Below are 20,320 nucleotides of genomic sequence, written 5' to 3' on the forward strand. Positions count from 1 at the left end.
GCGGTTTCAAGGGTGGGTCGGATAGTCGATATAGCCTCGGTGGTCGCCACCGAAGAAGGTCGTGGGGTCGGGTTCGTTCAGCGGCAGGTTGTCTCGCAGGCGTACGGGCAGGTCCGGGTTGGCGATGAACGGCCGGCCGAAGGCAATGATGTCCGCGCGCCCGTCGGCAAGCGCCCGCTCGGCGCTGTCGGCACTGTAGCCACCGGCGAGCATCAACACACCACGGTGCAGCGTCCTCAACTGGTGGATGATTTCATCCCAGCGCGGGTCGAAATTTTCGTCTTTCACGGTCCCGACCACGGCCGGTTCCACCAGGTGCAGGTAAGCCAGGTCCCAGTCGTTGAGCCGGCTGACGATATGGCCGAAAGTGTCTTGCGGTGTTTCGTCGCCCATGCCCATGAACCGGCCCATGGGGGTCAGGCGCACGGCGACCCGTTGGGCACCGACTTCGTCTACCACCGCCTCGACCACTTCCAGCAGCAGGCGGGCACGGTTTTCCACGGTGCCGCCATAGCTGTCGTGGCGATGATTGCTGTTGCTATTGATGAACTGGTCGAGCAGGTAACCGTTGCCGGCATGAATCTCGATCCCGTCCATACCCGCGCGGATGGCGTTGCGCGCCGCACGCCGATAGTCGCCGATGATCTCCTGGATACCATCAACAGTCAGTTCGCGGGGCACCGGCACATCGCCCCAGACACCATTGCCCTGGTCATCCACGATGAAGGTCTTGCCGGGCACGGGCAGCGCACTGGGGGCGACCGGCAGTGCGCCATCGGGTTGGAAGCTCGGATGAGAGACCCGACCGACATGCCACAACTGCATGAAGATCGTGCCGGCCTGCTCATGCACGGCCGCGCTGACCGCTTGCCAGGCCTGGACCTGTTCTTCGCTGTAGATCCCCGGGGTCCAGGCGTAACCCTGGCCCTGACGGGAGATCTGGGTGGCTTCGGTGACGATGAATGCCGCGCCGGCACGTTGCCGGTAATACTCGACGTTCAGGGCGGTCGGCACATCGCCGGGCTGGCCGGCGCGGGAGCGTGTCAGCGGAGCCATTGCCACCCGGTGTTGCAACGTGGAAGCGCCCAGCGTGATGGGTTGGAAAAGATGTGTGATCAAGGTGCTGCTCCTTGGGAAGGTGGTTGCTCTTGGTCGTCACTGTAGGTCGTAGCGTGATACTTGATAATTGGGCAAAATCGGTTAAGTTCATTGCACAAGACGCAAAGGTGATTCATGGACACATTCGCAGCGCTCAAAGCATTCGTGGCCGTGATCGAGGGTGGAGGATTCGCACCGGCCGGTCGGCGGATGGGGGTCGCCACTTCGTCCGTGACACGTCAGGTCGATGCGCTGGAGAAAAGTCTCGGGACCCAGCTACTCAACCGATCGACCCGTAGCGTGACGTTGACCAGCATGGGCGAGAGCTACTTCGAGCAGGCGGTGCGTATCCTGGGTGACCTCGAAAACGCCAACCTCGAGGTCAGCGAGGCGGCGGGGCCGCCCCGGGGACTTCTGAGGGTGAGCCTTCCCGTGACCTTCGCGCGCCTGCATATCGCCCCGGCCATCGCGGCGTTCTCCAGGTTGTATCCCGGCATTCGACTGGATCTCTCGCTGTCGGACGACAGGGCCGACCTGGTCGGTGAGCGCCTGGACCTGGCCATTCGTCTCGGCAGCGCCGAAACGCCAAGTGTGGTTGCACGCAAGATTGCACCCCATCGTCGGCTGCTGTGCGCAAGCCCCGATTACCTTGAACAGTGGGGCGAACCCCAGGCGCCCGCAGAGCTTGCCGAGCGCAATTGCCTGACCTTTTCCTACACCCGGGGCCATAGCACCTGGTGCTTTTCGGGACGTTCCGAGCAGGTCGTCCGTGTCAGCGGCAATCTGCGCACGAACAATTCCGAGGTGCTGCGCGAAGCGGCGGTCGGCGGCATGGGGCTGGTACTGCTGCCGAGCTGGCTCGTCGGTGCGGATATCGAGGCGGGGCGCCTGCGCGTGGTCCTGCCCGACTGGGAGGCGGGACTGGGCGGCAATGGCGGTTTTATCTACGCGGTATACCTGCCGGGGCGTCGGACGTCGAAGAAGGTCCGTGCGTTCGTCGACTTCCTTGTCGAACGTTTCGGCTCCCCGCCCTACTGGGATGTCCTGAGCGACGCCACTGAACCGTCCATGAGCGCTGATGGCGGTGAGAGCCCTGCTGACTTCTCCGAGGAGGCGCGAGCCCCGTCAGGCTTAGCCCGGGACTGACAAACCATCGGGTTCGACCAGGGCCTTGAAACCCATCGGCATCGATTCGAGCATCGCCAGCGCGGTCCGCAGTGCGCCGGGCAATACCTTCACCGGCCGGCGGTTCGTACTGTGCACATACACATGCACGAAATGCCCTTGTGCCACGGCGAAGTCATGGTCGTCGCGAAACACCGCCAACTCGTAGCGAACGCTGCTGGTGCCGACATGGGCGAGCCGCAAGCCGATCTCCAGCACATCGGGAAACTGCGCCGAGGCAAAGTAACGACACTGGGTCTCGACCACCAGGCCAATGGTTTCGGCGCCGGCCTCCAGGGACTGCAAGGCCCCTTGCTCCATGAGCCAGGTGTTCACCACGGTATCGAAATAGGCGTAATACACCACGTTGTTGATATGCCCGTAGCTGTCGTTATCCGCCCAGCGCGTCGGCATCCTGCGCAGCACGGGAAAGCGGTCGCGGGTTGGTGCGGCCTGCCGCTGGGTCACAGAGCCTCCTGGTAGATCGCCAGGGCCGCATCGTAGGTCATCTCGCGCGGGTTGTTGACCAGCAGGCGGGTCTGTTTCATGGCGTCCCCGGCCAGCTTCGGCAGGTCGGCGGCGGCAATGCCCACGTCGGCCAGACGGGTCGGCAGGCCCAGTTGCAGCGGCAGGCGGGTCATGGTCCGCAGCAAGGCAGCGGCCAGTTCGCCACTGTCGCCCCGGGCATCCGGCACCACCGCCCTGGCCAGTTCCGCATACAGCGGTCGGGCTTCGGGCAGGTTGAAGGCCATCACGCCGGGCAGCAACAGGGCGTTCGACAGGCCGTGGGGCACATGGAACAACGCCCCGACGGGATAGGCGAGGGCGTGGACGGCCGCCACCGGGGCATTGGCGAACGCCATGCCGGCCAGGCAGGCACCGAGCAACATGGCTTCGCGGGCGGCGACATCCTGGCCCTGCTCGCAGGCCCGGACAATGTTGGCGCTCAGGAGTCGCAGGGCATCCAGGGCCAGGCAATCGGAAATCGGGTTCTTCAGGCGTCGGCTGGTATAGGCCTCGATGGCGTGGACCATCGCGTCGATCCCGGTCGCCGCCGTGACCGGCTTGGGCAGGCCCAGGGTCAGCAAGGCGTCGAGCAGGGCGCAGTCCGGCAGCAGCAGGGGCGAAACCACACCTTTCTTTTCACCGCTGGCGGTGGTGACGATGGCCACGGGGGTGACTTCGGAGCCGGTGCCGGCGGTGGTCGGAATCAGGATCAGCGGCAGGCGTTGGCCGCTTGCCAGGTCGACGCCGTAGACCATGTCCAGCGTCTGCTCGCCTCGGGCCAGCAGGGCGGCGAGCTTGGCGACGTCCATGGGACTGCCGCCACCGATGCCGATCACGCCATCGGCACCGGCGGCGCGGGCGGCGGCCGCGGCGGCTTCGACCATGCTGGCGGTAGGGTCGGCCTCGACTTCGGTGAACAGGGTCACAATGATGTTGCTGGCCCGCAAGCTGGCAATGGCGGCGTCCAGCAGGCCCAGGCGCTGCACTCCGGCGTCGGAGACCAGCAAGATCGAATGCATGGCGTGACGCTCGGCGATTTCGCCAAGACGACTCACTGCGCCGGCTTCGACGAGCAGGGATTTGACGGTCTGGAAACTGAAGCTTTTCAACATGGGCAGACTCTCGATGGTCGTGGGTAATGCCATGCCGCGGAGAAAGATGGCAGCCATGGCTGTCCAGGGATTATCGATGGCGGCTCTCGCGGGCAGTAGCGTGTAATTCCATTGAGTGGGATTGGCTTGAGTGTCATTCTCGCGCTACCTGTAAACCGTTGCATGACCATCATGATGAACACCCAGGAGTGTCCCGATGCCCAGAAAAGCCACCGAGTCGCGCAGTTCTCCCTCCAACCGCTCGGTCGAGCGTGCGCTGTTGATCCTGCGGGCCTTTCGCCCCGGTGTGGCGTCGCTGGGCAATGCCGAACTGGTGGAACTGACCGGCCTGCCACGCTCGACCATCAGTCGCCTGACCCAGACGCTGGTGGAAAACGGTTTCCTGCAATACGAGTTGCAGCGCGGCACCTATCGCCTCGGTCCGCCGCTGTTGAGCCTGGCCCATGCCCTGCGCCTGGAGTCCGAGATCCTCAAGCTGGCCCAGCCGCTGATGCGCGAAATTGCCGAGGGTCACAAGATCAATGTGGGCCTGGCCGTCGCCGACCAGACGGACATGGTCTACCTGGAGTCCGTGCGCAAGAACCGCAGCGGCCTGTTCCGCCATGTCACCAGTGGTTCGCGGGTGCCCATTGAAATCACTTCGTTGGGGCAAGCCTATTTGTCGACTCTGTCCGGGACGGCCCTGGAAACACTCCTGGAGCAACTCAAGCCACGGCACCCGAAGAACTGGAAGCAGGTGCGCGCCGCGATCGCCGCGGCGCGCAAGGCCGTGCACAGTCGGGGTGTCTGCCAGGCGTCATGGCAGGCCGGTATCACCTCCATCGCCTTGCCCCTGGGTCTGGAGGATCAACCGCCCTATGTGTTCAACATCAGCTTCGCCAGCCAGGATTTCACCGCCGGGCAAATCGACAGCGAACTGACCCCCTTGCTCGAAGGACTGTTGCAAAAAGTCCGCGAGCAACTGGCGCAAGTCCGTTCGCTGGAAGACTTGTCGTAGAGGGTCGGCGTCCCTGAGCGACGGGGCATGGCGCTGAAGGTCCGCAGTACGTGGACACAGACAATTCCACTGTGTGGGATTAGGCCGTCGCTGCCCGGCGAGTGCTTGCACATAATCGGTTGACATGACCTGTGGCCCCTGCGCCGCGGTGAAAACAAGAAACCGTTATGGAGATCGTTTTATGGGCACCTCATCCCGACCGTCAGTGTCGACTTCCGGTGCGCTCAAGGGCGTACGCGTGATCGATTTGTCCAGGGTGCTGGGAGGACCGCTGGCGGCGCAGATTCTCGCCGACCATGGCGCCGATGTGATCAAGGTCGAACCGCCGCAGGGTGACGAGACCCGTGAATGGGGCCCACCCTTCCGGGGAGATGCCTCGGCCTACTTCCTCAATGTCAATCGCAACAAACGCACCCTGGCCCTGGACCTGTCCCTCGAGGAAGGGCGCGAGGTGCTGATGCGCCTGCTCGAAGACGCGGATATCCTGATCGAAAACTTCAAGCCCGGGACGCTGGAGAAGTGGGGCATCGGCTTCGACGTATTGTCCAGGCGATTCGAGCGCCTGATTCACGCCAGCGTCACCGGTTTCGGCAAGGACGGCCCGTTCGGCGGCCAGCCGGGCTATGACCTGATGGCCCAGGCGTGGTCAGGGTTGGTGTCGACCAACGGCACGCCACAGAGCGGTCCGCTGCGCCTGGGTATTCCGGTGATCGACATGTCCACCGCCAGCAACGCGGTGATCGGCATCCTGCTGGCGCTTTATGAACGCGATCGTTCCGGCCAGGGCCAGCATATCGACCTGACGCTCTACGACACCGCCATCAGCCTGTTGCACCCTCATGCGCCCAACTGGTTCATGTCCGGCAAGGTGCCGGGACTGACCGGCAACGAGCATCCGAGCATTTCGCCCTACAGCCTGTTCCAGACCAAGACCCAGCCGGTGCTGATCACGGTGGGGAACGACAACCAGTTCAAGCGCATGTGCGCGGTGCTGGAACTGCCGGAACTGGCCGAGGACGAGCGCTTTTCCAGCAATGCCAGGCGCATCGTCAACCGTCGTGTACTGACCGATGCCATGGAAGCGCAACTGGCGCATTTCGAAGGCGTCGATATCTGCCAGAAGCTGATGGCCGTGGGCGTGGGCGCCGGTGCCGTGCAATCGGTGGATCAGGCCCTGAGCCATCCTCATACCCTGCATCGCCAGATGGTCGTGCAGCTTGGCGAGTACCAGAGCACCGGGATTCCGATCAAGTTGTCCCGCACTCCGGGACAGGTGCACAGCGCCCCGCCGGAATACAACCAGCATGCCCGGCAGATCCTCGGCGAGGCGGCCTATTCGGACGCGCAGATCGAACAGATGCTCAGTCAGGGCGTGGTGTTGTCCGAGAGAAAGCGCCATGGTCAATGATTCCGCGGTTGTCCGGGAAAACGGCCCCTCGGTGTTGTATCTGCTGGATCGCCACGTGGCCTGGATCACCCTCAATCGTCCGGAACGACGCAATGCCCTGAGCGCGGACATGGATGCCGAATTGCGTACCTGCGTGCTCCGTGCCGAGGGCGATTCCGATTGTCGCGTGATCTGTATCAGCGGCATGGGCGAAGGTTTCTGTTCCGGGGCCGACCTGAGCGTATCGCCGGCGCTGCCGGCGCAGCTTCCCTACAGCCTGGAACCGCACAGCCTGGAGGCTTTTCGCTTCGGCTACCTGATCCAGGCCCGCAAGCCGATCGTCGCGGCGATCAACGGCGCGGCGGTGGGCGTCGGGCTGGTGCTGGCGGCGTTCTGCGACATCCGTATCGCCTCGGCCCGCGCGCGGTTGGGGTTTACCTACAGCCGCGTTGGCCTGGTCGCCGAATATGGCATTGCCTGGTGGCTGCCTCGCTTGATCGGGCCGGGAGCGAGCAATGACCTGTTGTTGTCCGGTCGCCTGGTCGAGGCGCTCGAAGCGCGACAAATGGGCCTGGTCAATCAGGTGGTCGATGGCGAGGGCTTCAACGCGCATGTCGAAGACTATCTGTTGGCGCTGGTGGAGCGTTGCTCGCCGCGTTCCCTGGCGGTGATCAAGCGCCAGGCCTGGGCCGCCCATGAACAGACCTTGCTCGAAGCGGTTCGCGGCAGCCAGCAGGATCTCGACGTTGCACGGCGCAGTGCCGACCATCAAGAAGGACTGCAGGCGTTTCGCGAGAAACGCCTGCCCCGGTTTTCTGGAGATACCCAATGACTGATGTTCCTTTTGTCACTGTTGCCGAACGGGACGGCATCGTTCTGCTCACGCTGAATTCGCCGGATACCCGCAATGCCCTGAGCACCGCCCGTGAGTTCGATGCCATCGAACGCGCCTGCGCACGGATCCAGGCTGACCGGAGTATTCGCGTCGCCATACTGACCGGCGCCGGCAAGGCATTCTGCGCCGGCGGCGACGTCAAGCTGATGCACCAGCGTGCCCAGGACCGCACCGCCGAGCCCATTGAAGAACGCTACCGCTACCAGGAAGGCATCCACCGCGTGACTCTGGCCCTGCATCGCCTGGAGGTGCCGGTGATTGCCGCGATCAACGGGCCGGCCATCGGTGCCGGGCTGGACCTGGCGTGCATGTGCGACCTGCGCATCGCCAGCGAAAAGGCGACCTTTGCCGAGAGTTTCGTCAAGGTCGGGATCATTCCCGGTGATGGCGGGGCCTGGTTGCTGCAGCGGGCCATCGGGGTTGCCCGGGCTGCGGAAATGACCTTCACCGGCGACACGATCGATGCCCCCACGGCCCTGGCCTTTGGTCTGGTTTCCCGGGTGGTCGGACACGAGACGCTGCTGGATGAAGCCTGGGCATTGGCCGCGCGCATCGCCGTCAATCCCGGTCACGCGTTGCGCATGGCCAAGCGCTTGATGCGCGAGTCGGCCCATGCACGGCTGGAAACCATCCTGGAAATGTCCGCGGCGTTCCAGGCGCTGGCCCATGCCACCGACGACCACCGTGAGCGGGTCGAGGCGATTGTTCGCCGTATCGGCTGACCCTTGCGGCTTCACTTTTTCAGGATTTTCCTGCCATGACGACACTTTATGAAGTACACGCAGGGATTGCGTTGCTGACGCTGGATAACCCGCCGGTGAACGCCTTGAACCATGCCTTGCGGCGTTCGTTGGGCGAACGCCTGGAACGCTGCCTGGCCGACCCGGCGGTGCGCGGCATCATGCTGATGGGGACGGGCGGACGGGCTTTTTCAGCGGGGGCGGATATCGCTGAGTTCGACTTGCCGGCCAGCCACGCCGAACCTTCCCTGGACGTCTTGATCCGGCGGATCGAGAACGCGAATCTGCCGATACTGGCCGCCATCGATGGGCACGCATTGGGCGGTGGCCTGGAGTTGGCCCTGGGCTGTCATTGGCGCATCGCCAGCCGCCGCTCCCGCCTGGGGTTGCCGGAAATTCACCTGGGGCTGATTCCCGGTGCCGGCGGTACCCAGCGTCTGCCCCGGCTGATCGGCCTTGAGCCGGCTTATGACATGATGCTCGGCGGCCAGCCGGTCGATGCCGACCGGGCACTGGGCCTCGGCCTGGTGGATGAGGTGTGTGACGGCGAGGTTCGCGAACAGGCGCTCAACTGGTTCGCCGCCTTGCTCGACAGCGGTAAAGGCGTGCGCCGCAGTTGCGCGCGGCAGGTTGTCGAACAGGCACTGCCGGCACTCTCCGGACGGGCCGCCAGCCGTGCCGCGCAGGCTTTGCGGCAGTGCGTCGAGGCGTCCGTGCACCAGCCGTTCGAGGCCGCGCTGGACCTGGAGCGCACGACATTCGCCAATCTGGAACGCAGTGCCGAGTCGGCCGCCCTGCGCCACGGTTTCTTCGCCGAGCGCCGCGCCGGTACGCTTTTGGGGCTGGCGGCCGGAACACGTCCGCTGGCCCTGCACAAGATCGCGGTGGTCGGTGCCGGCACCATGGGCAGCGGGATCGCCATGTGCTTCGCCAATGCCGGGTTTACCGTCGGCCTGCTCGATGTCAATCCGGACTCGCTGGCGCGTGGGTTGGCCGGCATTCGCCAGAACTACCAGGCACAAGTGGACAAGGGCCGCCTGAGTGCCGGGGCCGCGCGGCAGTTGGTCGGGCGGATCGAGCCACATGACCGCTTCGAGGCGATTGCCGACGCGGACCTGGTGGTCGAGGCGGTGTTCGAGGACCTGGCCGTCAAGCAGACGGTATTCGCAACCCTGGATCGGGTCATGAAGCCGCAGGCGTTGCTGGCGAGCAACACCTCGACCCTGGATATCGACCATATCGCCGGGTTCACCCGCCGTCCGAGGCAAGTCCTGGGCCTGCATTTCTTCAGCCCGGCACCGGTGATGCGCCTGCTGGAAATCGTGCGCGGTCGTGCGACCCGCGATGAGGTGCTGGTCACGGCCCTGGGCCTGGCCAGGACCCTCGGCAAGGTCGGGGTGGTGGCACGCAGCGCTGACGGCTTTATCGGCAATCGCATGTGGCACCAGTACCTGCGCCAGGCCTCGCTGCTGGTGGAAGAGGGGGCCTCGCCGATGCAGGTGGACCGCGCCCTGCAGGACTGGGGCTTCGCCATGGGGCCGTTGCGGGTCGCCGATCTCGCGGGCCTGGATGTCGGCTACAGCATTCGCCAGCGGCAATACCGCGACTACCCGGATCAGCGCTGGTCCGGTTGGCTCGACCGCGTCAGTGAAAGTGGTCGGCTCGGCCTCAAGGGCGGCCAGGGTATTTATGCGTACCCGCAAGGCAGTCGGCAAGCGGTCGAAGACCCGTCGGTACAGGCATTGATCGAGGCCTACCGGCGCGAACGGGGTGTCATGCCCCGGGCGTTCACTGATGAGGAGATCGTCAGTCGCTGCCTGGATGCATTGAGTGTCGAAGGTATCCGCCTGCTCGAAGATGGCGTGGCCCAACGGGGTTCGGATGTCGATGCGGTCTTCCTCAACGGCTACGGTTTTCCTCGTGTACAGGGCGGACCGCTGTTTCAGGCCGACGAGGCCGGGTTGCCGGCGTTGATCGAACGCTTGAATCGGCGTGCCGCCCAGGATGACGCTGCGTTCTGGGCCCCGCCGCGCCTGCTGGGCAATATGGCGCAGCGCGGTGCCCGCCTGTCGGCCTACGAAGGAGAAGAACGCTGATGAACGAAGTCGTGATTCTTTCCACTGCCCGCACGCCCATTGGCAAGGCCTATCGCGGTGCTCTGAATGCCACCCACGGTGCGACGCTGGGCGGGCACGCGGTGGAACATGCGTTGAGGCGATCGGGCCTTGATGCCAGCGAGATAGACGATGTGCTGATGGGCTGCGGTCGCCCGGAAGGCACCGCCGGGGAGAATATCGCCCGGCAGGTGGCCTTGCGTGCCGGGCTGCCGGTATCGGTGCCCGGTGCGACGATCAATCGCCTGTGTTCCTCCGGGTTGCAGAGCATTGCCATGGGCGCGCAGATGATCGCCTGTGGCGATGCGCAAACCGTGATCGCCGGAGGCCTGGACAGCATTTCCTGTGTACAGAACGAGCACATGAATCACTTCATGGCGCAGGACCCCTGGCTGCTGGCCCGACACTCTTCGATCTACCTGAGCATGATCGAGACCGCCGAGGTGGTTGCCCGGCGCTACGGCATTTCCCGGGAGCGCCAGGACGCCTTTGCCGCGCGCAGCCAGCAGCGTAGCGAGCGGGCCCGGGCCGAAGGCCGGTTTGCCGCCGAAATCGCGCCCATGGAGGTGTGGCGTCAGGTGCGCGACAAGGAGAGCGGTCAGGTCGGCAGCGAAGCCTGTCACTTGAGCGAGGATGAGGGCATTCGCCCCGGCACCACCGTCGCAGGGCTGGCTGTGCTCAAGCCGGTGATCGAAGGCGGTTGTGTCACCGCCGGCAACTCCAGCCAGTTGTCCGATGGCGCTTCGGCTTGTGTGCTCATGGACGCCCGCCGGGCCGAGCGGGCCAACCTGCGGCCGCTGGGGTATTTCCGTGGCTTTGCCGTGGCCGGTTGCGAGCCGGATGAAATGGGCATCGGGCCGGTCCTGGCGGTGCCTCGCCTGTTGGCGCGGCACGGTTTGCGTGTCGACGATATCGATCTCTGGGAGCTCAACGAAGCCTTTGCCGTACAGGCGTTGTATTGCCAGGAGCGACTGGGCATCGACGACGCACGCCTGAACGTCAACGGCGGCGCGGTCGCCCTCGGCCATCCCTACGGTATGTCGGGGTCGCGCCTGGCCGGTCACGCCCTGATCGAAGGACGACGACGTGGCGCGCGCTGGGTGGTAGTGACGATGTGCGTCGGCGGAGGGATGGGCGCAGCCGGTTTGTTCGAAGTGGTCTGAGACCGCCAATTTCAATAAAAACAACAACACGAGAGCTTTCTTATGAACACAGTCAATAACGGTGTGATGGCCGGGGCTTCGGCGCCGACGTCATCAGCAACGACGCCCGACGCCAGTCGCCAGTCCATTCGCCGGGTGGTGTTGGCCGGCGCGTTCGGGACCGTGGTCGAGTACTTCGATTTCAGTGTCTACGCCTTCCTGGCGACCACTCTGGCCGCGGTTTTTTTTCCGGCCCAGAACCCGACCGCGGCACTGCTCTACACCTTGGGCGTCTTTGGCGCGGCCTTTGTCGCCCGTCCCCTGGGCGGCATCCTGATCGGCCACCTCAGCGACCGCTATGGCCGGCGCCCGGCCCTGACGGTGGCGGTGGTCGGCATGGCGTTCGCCAGCACCCTGATCGGGCTGCTGCCGGTCTATGCCAGTATCGGAATTGCCGCGCCGGTACTGTTGTTCGTCCTGCGTTGTGTGCAGGGGCTATCGGCCGGCGGCGAACTGGGCAGCGCCGGCTCCTATGTGGCGGAAGTGGCGCCGGATGCCCGTCGCGGCTTTCTCACCAGCACCACCCAGGTCGGTACGTTGGTCGGCACCATGCTCGGCTCGCTGTGTGTCGGCCTGATGCACATGGGGCTCAGTGACGAGCAGATCCTGTCCTGGGGCTGGCGGATTCCGTTCCTGATCTCCCTGCCGCTGGGGATTGCCGCCCTGATCGTGCGCAGCAGGATGGAGGAGTCGAAACAGTTCGAGTCCGTGGAAGAGCAGGGCGCGGTCGCGAAGATCCCGGCATTGTCGGCACTGGTCTCCCACCCTCGGGCGGTGTTCACCGTGTTCGGCCTGACCCTGGTGTCATTCGCCTCCTACTACCTGGTGTTCACCTACATGGCCACCTACTTCGAACGCCAGGGCATCATGCGTCCGGGGCTGGCGGCCTGGTCGACGACGTTGACGCTGCTGTTGGCGGCGGTGGCCATTCCGGTCTGGGGCAAGATCACCGACCGCATCGGTCGGCGACCGATCCTGATCGGCGTGTGCGTCGCCAATCTGTTGCTGGCCTGGCCGTTGTTCCTGTTCATGCAGAACTCGGTGGGTGCGGCGTTCTTTTCGCAGATCGTGCTCGGACAGATCGAAGCCGCCTACCTGGGGGTTATCCTGGCCGCTTACTGCGAGATGTTCCCGGCCCGGGTGCGTTCCAGCGGCTTCAGCCTGGGCTACAACTTCTCGGCGATTCTCGCCGGCGGCAGCGCGCCGTACCTGGCCACCTGGCTGATCTCGGTAACCGGCGTGCCCCATGCCCCGGCCTGGATCCTGATGGCCATGGCTTTTCTTTCCCTGCTGGTGGCCTTGACGGTGTCCGAAACCGCCAATCGCCCTATGCCGACCGTTTAACGCACTGGAGTCCTTCATGAGCATTGCGAGTTATCCGCAGATTTATCAATTCATTGCCGGACACTGGGTCGAAGGCGGCGGGCAGGCCGTCGAAGAGGTGCTCGACCCGGCCACCGAACAGGTGCTGGGCCGTTACCGCCACGCCTCGCCGGCCGATATCGATGCGGCCCTGGCCGCCGCGGACGAGGCCTTGCCCGGCTGGCGCGGCAAGAGCGCCGAAGCGCGTTACCAGATCCTGCGCACGGCCGCCGGACTGTTGCGCCAACGCACCGAAGAAGCAGCGGCGATCCTCTGCCTGGAGCAAGGCAAGCCGCTGGGCGAGGCACGGATGGAAATCCAGGTCAGTGCCGATGTGCTCGACTGGTACGCCGAAGAAGGCCGCCGGGCCTACGGCCGGGTGATTCCCGGTGCGGCCAACACTCGCCTGCTGGTGGTCAACGAGCCGATCGGCGCGGTGGCGGCGTTCACCCCGTGGAATTTTCCCGCCACGACCGTGGCCCGCAAGCTGGGCGGGGCATTGGCCGCCGGCTGCACGGCGATCATCAAGGCCTCGGAGGAAACCGCAGCGACGGCCATGATCATTTTCCAGTGCCTGGAACAGGCCGGGTTGCCGGCGGGCGTGGCGAACCTGTTGCTGGGTATCCCGGCGGAAATTTCCACGCGGCTGTTGAGCAGCAAGGTGATCCGCAAGGTGTCCCTGACGGGGTCGTTGTCGGTCGGGCGGGTGCTCGGGCACCTGGCGGTGGACAACGATCTGGTGACCACCATGGAGCTGGGCGGTAATGCCCCGGTGATCGTGTTCGACGATGTCGATGTCGAGGCGGTCGCCACGCTCTGCGCCACGGCCAAGTTCCGCAATGCCGGGCAGGTCTGCAATGTACCGAGCCGGTTCTATGTGCACGAGCGCATCGCCGAACGCTTTGCCGCCACGGTGCAGGCGTTCGCCCGGGACCTGCGGGTAGGCCCCGGTATCGAGGCCGGCACGCAGATGGGGCCGCTGGCCAATGCCCGGCGGCTGGCGGTGATGCAGCAACTGATCGATGACGCACGGGCGCGCGGGGCCGACCTGCTGGCCGGCGGCAAGCGCCTGGAGCGCGACGGCTACTTCTTCGCGCCGAGCGTGCTGGCCAATGTCCCGGATGCGGCACGGGTGCTGGTGGAAGAGGCGTTCGGCCCGATCATGCCGATCACTACCTTCAGTGATCGCGATGAGGTGTTGGTGCGTGCCAATGACACCCGTTATGGCCTGGGCTCCTTTGTCTTTACCGAGTCGCTGGACCACGCGACCTACGTCAGCGATGTCCTGGAAGCCGGGATGGTCGGCGTCAATACCACGGTGCTTTCGCGCACCGAAACACCGTTTGGCGGAATCAAGGCCTCCGGGCATGGCTTCGAGTCGGGAATCGAGGGCCTGGAGGCGTACCTCCGCAAGAAGGTCGTCCTGCAACACCCACCGGTTCGCGGCGTTGCACGCTGAATCTTGTCGATCAGGTCGCCCGCATGAGCGGGGCGGCCAAGAGGGAGAACATCATGTCTGTTGAAAAAGTCGCCGTCGTCACTGGCGCCGGCAGTGGCGTAGGTCTCAAGACGACCGGGCTGTTGCATCAGAAGGGCTTCCGGGTGGTATTGCTGGATATCGATGGCGACGCGGCCGCGACCCAGGCCGCATTGCTGGACCCCAGCGGCCTGAGCGTGTTGGCGGCACGGGTGGATATCTGCGATGCGCGGCAGGTGCGTGCGGCCATCGATCAGGTACGTGCGCGTTGGGGACGAGTGGATGTACTGGTCAACAACGCCGGCATGCCCCAGGCCAATCTGCCCTTCGAGGCGGTTTCGGCGCAACTCTGGAGCCAGGTGCTGGACGTCAATCTCATGGGGATCGTCCACCTTGCCCAGGCGGCGGTGCCCCTGATGCGCGAGCAGGGCAGCGGGCGCATCGTCAATGTCACCTCGGTGGCCGGCAGTCGTGCCCGGCCCGGGATGAGCGCCTATTGCGCGGCCAAGGCCGCGGCGATCTCCCTGACCCAGACCCTGGCACTGGAGCTGGCGGACGCCGGCATCCTGGTCAATTCGGTGGCTCCCGGCTCACTGGAAACCCCCATGTTCAGGAAGTTCCTGCAACCGGATGAAGCCTGGGACGCGGCCATGGAGCGCTACCTGCCGAACATCCCGCTGCACCGCTTGGGGCAACCCGAGGAGATCGCCGAAACGGTGGTCTGGGTGGCCAGCGAAGCGCCCGGGTTCATGACCGGGCAGAACATCATTGTCGACGGAGGGCGATGCCTGTAGCACGGCCGCACCCGTGTTGCGTCGCTCGGCGGCGCAACACGAAGTGCAATGAAGAGGCCGTCATGAAAGTTCATGTAACGCATTAACTCAAACCCGATAAACGCTTTAAAAAACAGTTTCGTACTTCGAAGCTGCGGATTCTTTTTGTCTGATAAATCCAATAATAAAAGGTGGCAAATATGAAGGTTTCATCGCGCTCAACTGCTTTTCTGCTGGCCGGGACCGTGATGTTGAGCGAGTCGGCGCTATCGGCGGAGGCCTTCGACACGGCCTCGCCCTGGATGCTGGGCGATTGGGGCGGCTTGCGTCGGGAGTTGCAGGAAAAGGGTTACGACTTCGGTCTCAGTTATATTCCGGAAGTGGCGACCAATATCAAAGGCGGCTATGACCATGATCGCACGGCGCGGTATGCCGATCAGTTCGCCCTGAGTTCGCATTTCGACCTGCAGAAGATTCTTGGCATCCAGGATGCCGATTTCCAGTTGACGCTCACCGAGCGCAGCGGCCGGGACATCACCAATGACCGGCTGGTGGACCCGCGAGCGGGCTACATCTCATCCTCCACTCAGGAAATCTATGGTGCCGGCCAGACCTGGCGCCTGACCAGGATGTGGTATCGGCAGCTGTTTTTCGACAAGGCGCTGGATATCAAGTTTGGCCGGATTCCCGTGGGCGACGACTTCGACACCGTCGGCTGCGAGTTTCAGAACTGGGCCTTCTGCGGTGCCTTGGGTGGGCACGGCTCGAAGGTCTGGTACAGCGCTCCCGTCAGCCAGTGGGCGGCCCGGGTCAAGTACAACTTCAACAAAGAGACGTATTGGCAGGTCGGCGCGTTTGAGTTCAATCCCACGGAGCTGGAACCGAACAACGGTTTCAAACTCAATACCAGCGGGCGGACCGGTACGACCTACCTGACCGAACTGGGCTGGAACCCGCTGTTTGGCGCCGGCTACCCGGGCATGTACAAACTCGGTGCCTATTACAACACCGCAAAAACCACGGATGCCCTGGATGACCGCAATGGCTCGCCACAACCCCTGACGGGCCTGCCCCTGGCCGAACGCGACAACAAGCAGGGCTGGTATGCCTACGCCCGGCAGAAAATCACCGCGCAGGCTGGCGATCCGCGTCGTGGCCTGAGCCTATTCGCCCATTACTCGGCCAACGACAAGACCACCTCGATGATGGATTACCAGGTGGAACTGGGTGCCATCTATACCGGGGTATTTGCTTCGCGCCCCGAGGATGACCTGGGCTTCGCGGTGGGTGCGCTGCATGTCAACCCGGCGTTTGCCAAGCGTATCGACCTGCAGAACCAGGTGCGCAATCTCACCGACTACAACGACCCGCGCTATCAGCCCGAACGTTCCGCCGAATACGTCGCCGAACTGCATTACGGCATCAAGGTGGCCCCGTGGTTGACCGTACGCCCGAATATCCAGTACCTGGCCAATCCGGGGGGTGCTTATCAGGTCGATGACTCGGTGGTCCTGGGTGTGCAGGTCATGAGCAACTTCTAGGGACGCGCCGCTCTTGAGTCGACGGGGGGCCTGCAACGGGCCTCGTCGTCATCCAACGCGACATTTGACCCGCCTTGTTAGCCGGGCTTCAAAGGCTCTGAAGGCGGCATCGATTCTCCGGGGCATGAGTAGGCCCTAGGATGACCGATAGCATTTTGATCAGCGGCGACGCCTGGCGCACCGCTGACCCATCGACTGGCAGGAGCTGAACATGACCCAGACATTGAAGATAAATGGCATCGTGCACACGGTCGATGTCGATGACGATACGCCGCTGCTCTGGGTCCTGCGTGACTTGCTGGGCATGACCGGGACCAAGTTCGGTTGCGGCATGGCACTGTGCGGCGCCTGCACCGTGCACATGAACGGCGTGGCGATCCGCTCCTGCCTGATGCCGGTCAGTGCCCTGGCCCAGGCCGAGATCACCACCATCGAGGCGGTCGGCGAGACCGTTGCCGGCAAGAAAATCCAGGAGGCCTGGCAGGCCCTGGAAGTGGTGCAATGCGGTTACTGCCAATCCGGGCAGATCATGTCGGCGACGGCGCTGCTGGCGAGCAATCCCAACCCCAGTGACAGTGATATCGACAACGCCATGGCCGGGAATATCTGCCGTTGCGGCACCTATGTGCGCATTCATGCGGCGATCCGCCAGGCAGCCGGGGCGAGCTTCGTCAAGGTGGGCGCATGAGCATCCGGCTGGATACCACTGCCGGCGACATGGTGTCCCGGCGCGGCTTTCTGAAAATCGGTGCGGCCAGCGGCGGCGGGCTGTTGCTGAGCCTGGCCTTGCCCGGGGCCATCGGTACCAGCCTGGCCGATGGCAACGCGCCGTTCGAACCCAACGCCTTTATCCGCGTCGACCGCCAGGGCAAGGTGACGTTCACCATTGCCCAGGTCGAGATGGGGCAGGGCACCTACACCTCGATTCCGGTATTGATCGCCGAAGAGCTGGCGGTGCGGCTCGACCAGGTGCTGATCGAGCATGCCCCGGCGGACAACAAGCGCTATGCCAATCCGCTACTGGGTTTTCAGGTCACCGGCGGCTCGACCTCGATCCGCAGCGCCTGGGAGCCCTTGCGCCAGGCCGGCGCCACCGCCCGTACCCTGCTGCTCCAGGCCGCCGCCTTGCAATGGAACGTTGCTCCCAGCAGTTGCGTGGCCAGCGAGGGGGTTGTCCGCCATGAGGCCAGCCAGCGGTCCCTGGCCTACGGTGATTTGGTGGAGAAGGCGGCGACCTTGCCGGTCCCGGAAAAGGTCGAATTGAAAAGCCCGGAACATTTCCAGTTGATCGGCCTTACCCGCAAGCGCACCGACTCGCCGGCCAAGGTCAATGGCACGGCCCTGTATGGCATCGACGTCCGTCCGGAAGGGGTCAAGGTCGCTGCGGTGACGGCCTGTCCGGTGATCGGCGGCAGTCTCGCCAGTGTCGATGATCGCGCGGCATTGGCGGTCAAGGGCGTGCTGCGGGTCATCCGGATCGACAACGCCGTGGCGGTGGTGGCCGAGCATATGGGCGCCGCGCGCAAGGCGCTGGCCTTGCTCGAAATTCGCTGGAACGACGGCGCCAACGGGCAGTTCTCCACGGAAAAAATGCTCCAGGCCATCGAGCAGGCTTCCCGGGCGGCCGGTGCCGTGGTGCGTAACGTCGGCGATGTCGAGCAGGCGCTGGCTCAGGCCGAGAAGAAATTCGAGGTGGTCTACCAGGTGCCGTTCCTGGCCCACGCCTGCATGGAACCGATGAACTGCACCGTGCATGTCCGGGCCCAAGGTTGCGATCTCTGGCTGGGGACCCAGGTGCCGGCACGTGCGCAGGCGGTGGCTGCACAATTGACCGGCCTGGCCGAGTCCCAGGTCCAGGTGCACAACCACCTGTTGGGCGGCGGCTTCGGCCGGCGTCTCGATGTGGACTTTGTTACCCAGGCGGTGGCCTTCGCCAAGCAGGTCGAGTTTCCGCTCAAGGTCATCTGGTCCCGGGAGGAAGACACCCGCCACAGCACCCTGCGGCCCTACCATTTCAACCATTTGAGCGCCGGGCTCGATGCCGCTGGGCGGCCGACGGCCTGGACCCATAAGGTGACGGGCTCGTCGATTCTGGCGCGCTGGCTGCCGGCGCGGTTTACCAACGGCATCGACGGCGATGCCATACGCGACCCGAGCGGTCCCTACGACTTCCCGAATATCGGCGTCAGCTATATCCGCCATGAGCCGCCCGCAGGCATTACCACCGGTTTCTGGCGCGGTGTCGGGCATACGCAGAACGTGTTCATGGTCGAAGGCTTCATCGATGAACTGGCGGCCAGTGCCGGACAGGACCCGGTGGCCTATCGCCTGGCGCTGCTGGATAAGCATCCGCGTGCGCGCAAGGTGCTCGAAGCGGTTGCGCAGCATTCGGGCTGGGGCACTCCGCTGGAGAAAGGCCGCGGCCGGGGTGTGGCGCTGACCTTCTGCTTCGGCACCTATGCCGCCCAGGTGGCCGAGGTGAGTGTCGATGCCGCCGGACAGGTCCGCGTGCACAAGGTGACCTGCGTGGTCGATTGCGGGCGCGCCATTGTCCCCGACAGCATCGTTGCGCAGATGCAGGGCGGGGCGGTCTTTGGCCTGAGCGCGGCGTTGTTCGGCAACATCACCTTCAAGGATGGAAAAGTCGAGCAGGGCAATTTCGACACCTACCGGGTCCTGCGGATGAACGAGATGCCGAGCATCGAAACCCATCTGCTGGACAGCGACGAGACGCCCGGCGGAATTGGCGAGGTGTCGACGGTGACGATTGCTCCGGCGCTGGTGAACGCGGTATTTGCCGCGACGGGCAAGCGCCTGCGTCAATTGCCTGTCGATAGCGCCAGATTGGCGAGCGCCTGAGCCCGCCGCTGAGCGCGGATTCAGCGCGCTCGGGTTGCGCCGCCGCGCAAGGCGATCAGCAAGCCCAGCGTGCAGATGGCCAGGCCGCACCACTGGCCCGTCGTGGGCAGTTCGCCGACCAGCGGCACGCCGAGCAGGATTGCCACGGCGGGCGCCAGTGCGGGAAACAGTGCGGCTCGGCCGGCGCCCAGGTAATGCACGGCCCGGGCGAAGGCGAAGAGCGCGACGATGCCCGAGAGCAGGCCCTGTACGACCCCCTGCTCGATGAGCAAGGCGATCGGTGCCGCCGACAGGCGTTGCGTGCCGATGGCGATGATGTACAGAGGGGAATAGACCACGGCGCTGAGCACCGAGACCGCCGCCGTGGTGGCGAAGGCATTGAGTTTCCAGCTCCGCATCAGGATCGTGAAAACAGCGAACATCGACCCGGCCAGGGCAAACAGCAGGTCGCCGATCCAGGCCCGGGAGTGGGCAGCCAGCAGGCCCGGCCCGGCGATGCTCATCAGGCCGGCGATGATGATGCAGAGCCCGATGATCCGTGACCTCTTCAGCCGTTCGCGCAGCAACAGGGCCGCCAGGCAGACGCTCATGAGCGTCAATACGCCGAGCTGGATGACCGCGCCATGGGCCAGTGGCGCGAACAGGTAGCCGCTGGCGCCGATCAGTATGAACAGTGGGCCGGCCAGCAGTGACAGGAGAATCCCACGTCGCCAGCCGATACCGGCCAAGGTGCGCGGCGAATGGCCCAGGAGCCAGGGCAGCAGCAGGAGACCGGCGACGGCGTAGCGAATGAACGCAAGGTCGGCGGCATGCAGCCCGACCCCCATGCCATGGCGTGAAACCGCGAGGAACGCCCCCCAGATAATCGCCGCTATCGACCCGCAGGCAATCCCGTAGTGAAGTTCACGACGATGTGCCGGTAAATCCGATATCAGCGCAGTCTGGCCTGGCATGGTGTGTTCATTGCTCCTGTGCGCCCTCGAAGCCTCATTGCCCGGGAGCGGGGACTTCATGGTAGAAGCGCCTCAAGCGACGGAGAACCCCTCTGTGCAGGGATGCCCTTTGAAGAAAAACTTCACAGGTACGGGTGCA

General features: G+C 64.5%; 17 protein-coding genes. 13 read left to right on the forward strand and 4 right to left on the reverse strand.

Annotated features, from left to right (window positions below):
* Positions 1–6 precede the first annotated feature (6 nt).
* Entirely contained in the window at positions 7–1,119 is a 1,113-nt protein-coding gene (locus HX851_RS32340) for an alkene reductase (RefSeq protein WP_177057919.1), read from the reverse strand.
* Positions 1,120–1,233: 114 nt separating this feature from the next.
* Between HX851_RS32340 and HX851_RS32345 the strand changes: the two genes are divergently transcribed.
* Positions 1,234–2,244: a LysR family transcriptional regulator gene (locus HX851_RS32345; protein ID WP_177057920.1), complete on the forward strand. Its 1,011-nt coding sequence runs from the start codon at positions 1,234–1,236 to the stop codon at positions 2,242–2,244.
* On the opposite strand, the gene HX851_RS32350 is transcribed toward HX851_RS32345, so the two are convergent.
* Positions 2,230–2,676 carry an acyl-CoA thioesterase gene (locus HX851_RS32350; protein ID WP_177058107.1) on the reverse strand — a complete coding sequence of 149 codons (447 nt, stop codon included), beginning with the start codon at positions 2,674–2,676 and terminating at the stop codon, positions 2,230–2,232. The genes HX851_RS32345 and HX851_RS32350 overlap by 15 nt on opposite strands.
* Positions 2,677–2,726: 50 nt before the next feature.
* On the reverse strand, positions 2,727–3,878 hold the full coding sequence (locus tag HX851_RS32355; protein WP_177058108.1) for an iron-containing alcohol dehydrogenase: 1,152 nt from the start codon (positions 3,876–3,878) through the stop codon (positions 2,727–2,729).
* A gap of 199 nt (positions 3,879–4,077) precedes the next feature.
* Here HX851_RS32355 and HX851_RS32360 point away from each other — a divergent pair, with 199 nt between their 5' ends.
* From HX851_RS32360 to HX851_RS32415, 12 genes are all read left to right on the forward strand, one after another.
* Entirely contained in the window at positions 4,078–4,878 is an 801-nt protein-coding gene (locus HX851_RS32360) for an IclR family transcriptional regulator (RefSeq protein WP_177057921.1), read from the forward strand.
* A 181-nt stretch (positions 4,879–5,059) separates the two neighbouring features.
* Positions 5,060–6,286 (forward strand): CaiB/BaiF CoA transferase family protein, encoded by a 1,227-nt coding sequence (locus HX851_RS32365; RefSeq protein WP_177057922.1) that lies wholly within the window; start codon positions 5,060–5,062, stop codon positions 6,284–6,286.
* The gene (locus HX851_RS32370; protein WP_177057923.1) at positions 6,276–7,097 is read left to right on the forward strand and encodes an enoyl-CoA hydratase-related protein; all 822 of its coding nucleotides are present in this window, start codon (positions 6,276–6,278) and stop codon (positions 7,095–7,097) included. Before HX851_RS32365 ends, HX851_RS32370 begins: the two co-directional genes overlap by 11 nt.
* A complete protein-coding gene (locus HX851_RS32375) occupies positions 7,094–7,882 on the forward strand; it encodes a crotonase/enoyl-CoA hydratase family protein (protein WP_177057924.1) in 789 nt (262 codons plus the stop codon). The genes HX851_RS32370 and HX851_RS32375 overlap by 4 nt, the downstream gene beginning before the upstream one ends.
* A gap of 35 nt (positions 7,883–7,917) precedes the next feature.
* On the forward strand, positions 7,918–9,996 hold the full coding sequence (locus tag HX851_RS32380; protein WP_177066323.1) for a 3-hydroxyacyl-CoA dehydrogenase NAD-binding domain-containing protein: 2,079 nt from the start codon (positions 7,918–7,920) through the stop codon (positions 9,994–9,996).
* Positions 9,996–11,177 carry an acetyl-CoA C-acyltransferase gene (locus HX851_RS32385; protein ID WP_177057926.1) on the forward strand — a complete coding sequence of 394 codons (1,182 nt, stop codon included), beginning with the start codon at positions 9,996–9,998 and terminating at the stop codon, positions 11,175–11,177. Before HX851_RS32380 ends, HX851_RS32385 begins: the two co-directional genes overlap by 1 nt.
* 42 nt (positions 11,178–11,219) lie before the next feature.
* Positions 11,220–12,560, forward strand: coding sequence for an MFS transporter (locus HX851_RS32390; RefSeq protein ID WP_177057927.1), 1,341 nt, complete (start codon positions 11,220–11,222; stop codon positions 12,558–12,560).
* 16 nt (positions 12,561–12,576) lie between these two features.
* Positions 12,577–14,037 (forward strand): NAD-dependent succinate-semialdehyde dehydrogenase, encoded by a 1,461-nt coding sequence (locus tag HX851_RS32395; protein ID WP_177057928.1) that lies wholly within the window; start codon positions 12,577–12,579, stop codon positions 14,035–14,037.
* Positions 14,038–14,090: 53 nt separating this feature from the next.
* On the forward strand, positions 14,091–14,849 hold the full coding sequence (locus HX851_RS32400) for an SDR family NAD(P)-dependent oxidoreductase (RefSeq protein WP_177057929.1): 759 nt from the start codon (positions 14,091–14,093) through the stop codon (positions 14,847–14,849).
* 179 nt (positions 14,850–15,028) lie between these two features.
* Positions 15,029–16,369, forward strand: a complete 1,341-nt coding sequence (locus HX851_RS32405) for a carbohydrate porin (RefSeq protein ID WP_177066325.1) — start codon at positions 15,029–15,031, stop codon at positions 16,367–16,369.
* Positions 16,370–16,580: 211 nt separating this feature from the next.
* Positions 16,581–17,057 carry a (2Fe-2S)-binding protein gene (locus HX851_RS32410; protein ID WP_177057931.1) on the forward strand — a complete coding sequence of 159 codons (477 nt, stop codon included), beginning with the start codon at positions 16,581–16,583 and terminating at the stop codon, positions 17,055–17,057.
* Positions 17,054–19,228, forward strand: coding sequence for a xanthine dehydrogenase family protein molybdopterin-binding subunit (locus HX851_RS32415; protein WP_177057932.1), 2,175 nt, complete (start codon positions 17,054–17,056; stop codon positions 19,226–19,228). The genes HX851_RS32410 and HX851_RS32415 overlap by 4 nt, the downstream gene beginning before the upstream one ends.
* 20 nt (positions 19,229–19,248) lie before the next feature.
* On the opposite strand, the gene HX851_RS32420 is transcribed toward HX851_RS32415, so the two are convergent.
* Positions 19,249–20,181 carry a DMT family transporter gene (locus HX851_RS32420; protein ID WP_177057933.1) on the reverse strand — a complete coding sequence of 311 codons (933 nt, stop codon included), beginning with the start codon at positions 20,179–20,181 and terminating at the stop codon, positions 19,249–19,251.
* Between the last annotated feature and the right edge of the window lie 139 nt (positions 20,182–20,320).

The sequence above is a fragment of the Pseudomonas gingeri genome, assembly GCF_013385635.1.
GTDB lineage: Bacteria > Pseudomonadota > Gammaproteobacteria > Pseudomonadales > Pseudomonadaceae > Aquipseudomonas > Aquipseudomonas gingeri_A.

What these genes read in the sequence shown, in the direction of transcription:
- HX851_RS32400 (WP_177057929.1), top strand. Translation starts at nt 14,091, where the DNA reads ATGTCTGTTGAAAAAGTCGCCGTCGTCACTGGCGCCGGCAGTGGCGTA.
- HX851_RS32380 (WP_177066323.1), top strand. Translation starts at nt 7,918, where the DNA reads ATGACGACACTTTATGAAGTACACGCAGGGATTGCGTTGCTGACGCTG.
- HX851_RS32390 (WP_177057927.1), top strand. Translation starts at nt 11,220, where the DNA reads ATGAACACAGTCAATAACGGTGTGATGGCCGGGGCTTCGGCGCCGACG.
- HX851_RS32350 (WP_177058107.1), bottom strand. Translation starts at nt 2,676, where the DNA reads ATGCCGACGCGCTGGGCGGATAACGACAGCTACGGGCATATCAACAAC.
- HX851_RS32415 (WP_177057932.1), top strand. Translation starts at nt 17,054, where the DNA reads ATGAGCATCCGGCTGGATACCACTGCCGGCGACATGGTGTCCCGGCGC.
- HX851_RS32420 (WP_177057933.1), bottom strand. Translation starts at nt 20,181, where the DNA reads ATGCCAGGCCAGACTGCGCTGATATCGGATTTACCGGCACATCGTCGT.
- HX851_RS32365 (WP_177057922.1), top strand. Translation starts at nt 5,060, where the DNA reads ATGGGCACCTCATCCCGACCGTCAGTGTCGACTTCCGGTGCGCTCAAG.
- HX851_RS32410 (WP_177057931.1), top strand. Translation starts at nt 16,581, where the DNA reads ATGACCCAGACATTGAAGATAAATGGCATCGTGCACACGGTCGATGTC.
- HX851_RS32405 (WP_177066325.1), top strand. Translation starts at nt 15,029, where the DNA reads ATGAAGGTTTCATCGCGCTCAACTGCTTTTCTGCTGGCCGGGACCGTG.
- HX851_RS32385 (WP_177057926.1), top strand. Translation starts at nt 9,996, where the DNA reads ATGAACGAAGTCGTGATTCTTTCCACTGCCCGCACGCCCATTGGCAAG.
- HX851_RS32345 (WP_177057920.1), top strand. Translation starts at nt 1,234, where the DNA reads ATGGACACATTCGCAGCGCTCAAAGCATTCGTGGCCGTGATCGAGGGT.
- HX851_RS32395 (WP_177057928.1), top strand. Translation starts at nt 12,577, where the DNA reads ATGAGCATTGCGAGTTATCCGCAGATTTATCAATTCATTGCCGGACAC.
- HX851_RS32370 (WP_177057923.1), top strand. Translation starts at nt 6,276, where the DNA reads ATGGTCAATGATTCCGCGGTTGTCCGGGAAAACGGCCCCTCGGTGTTG.
- HX851_RS32360 (WP_177057921.1), top strand. Translation starts at nt 4,078, where the DNA reads ATGCCCAGAAAAGCCACCGAGTCGCGCAGTTCTCCCTCCAACCGCTCG.
- HX851_RS32375 (WP_177057924.1), top strand. Translation starts at nt 7,094, where the DNA reads ATGACTGATGTTCCTTTTGTCACTGTTGCCGAACGGGACGGCATCGTT.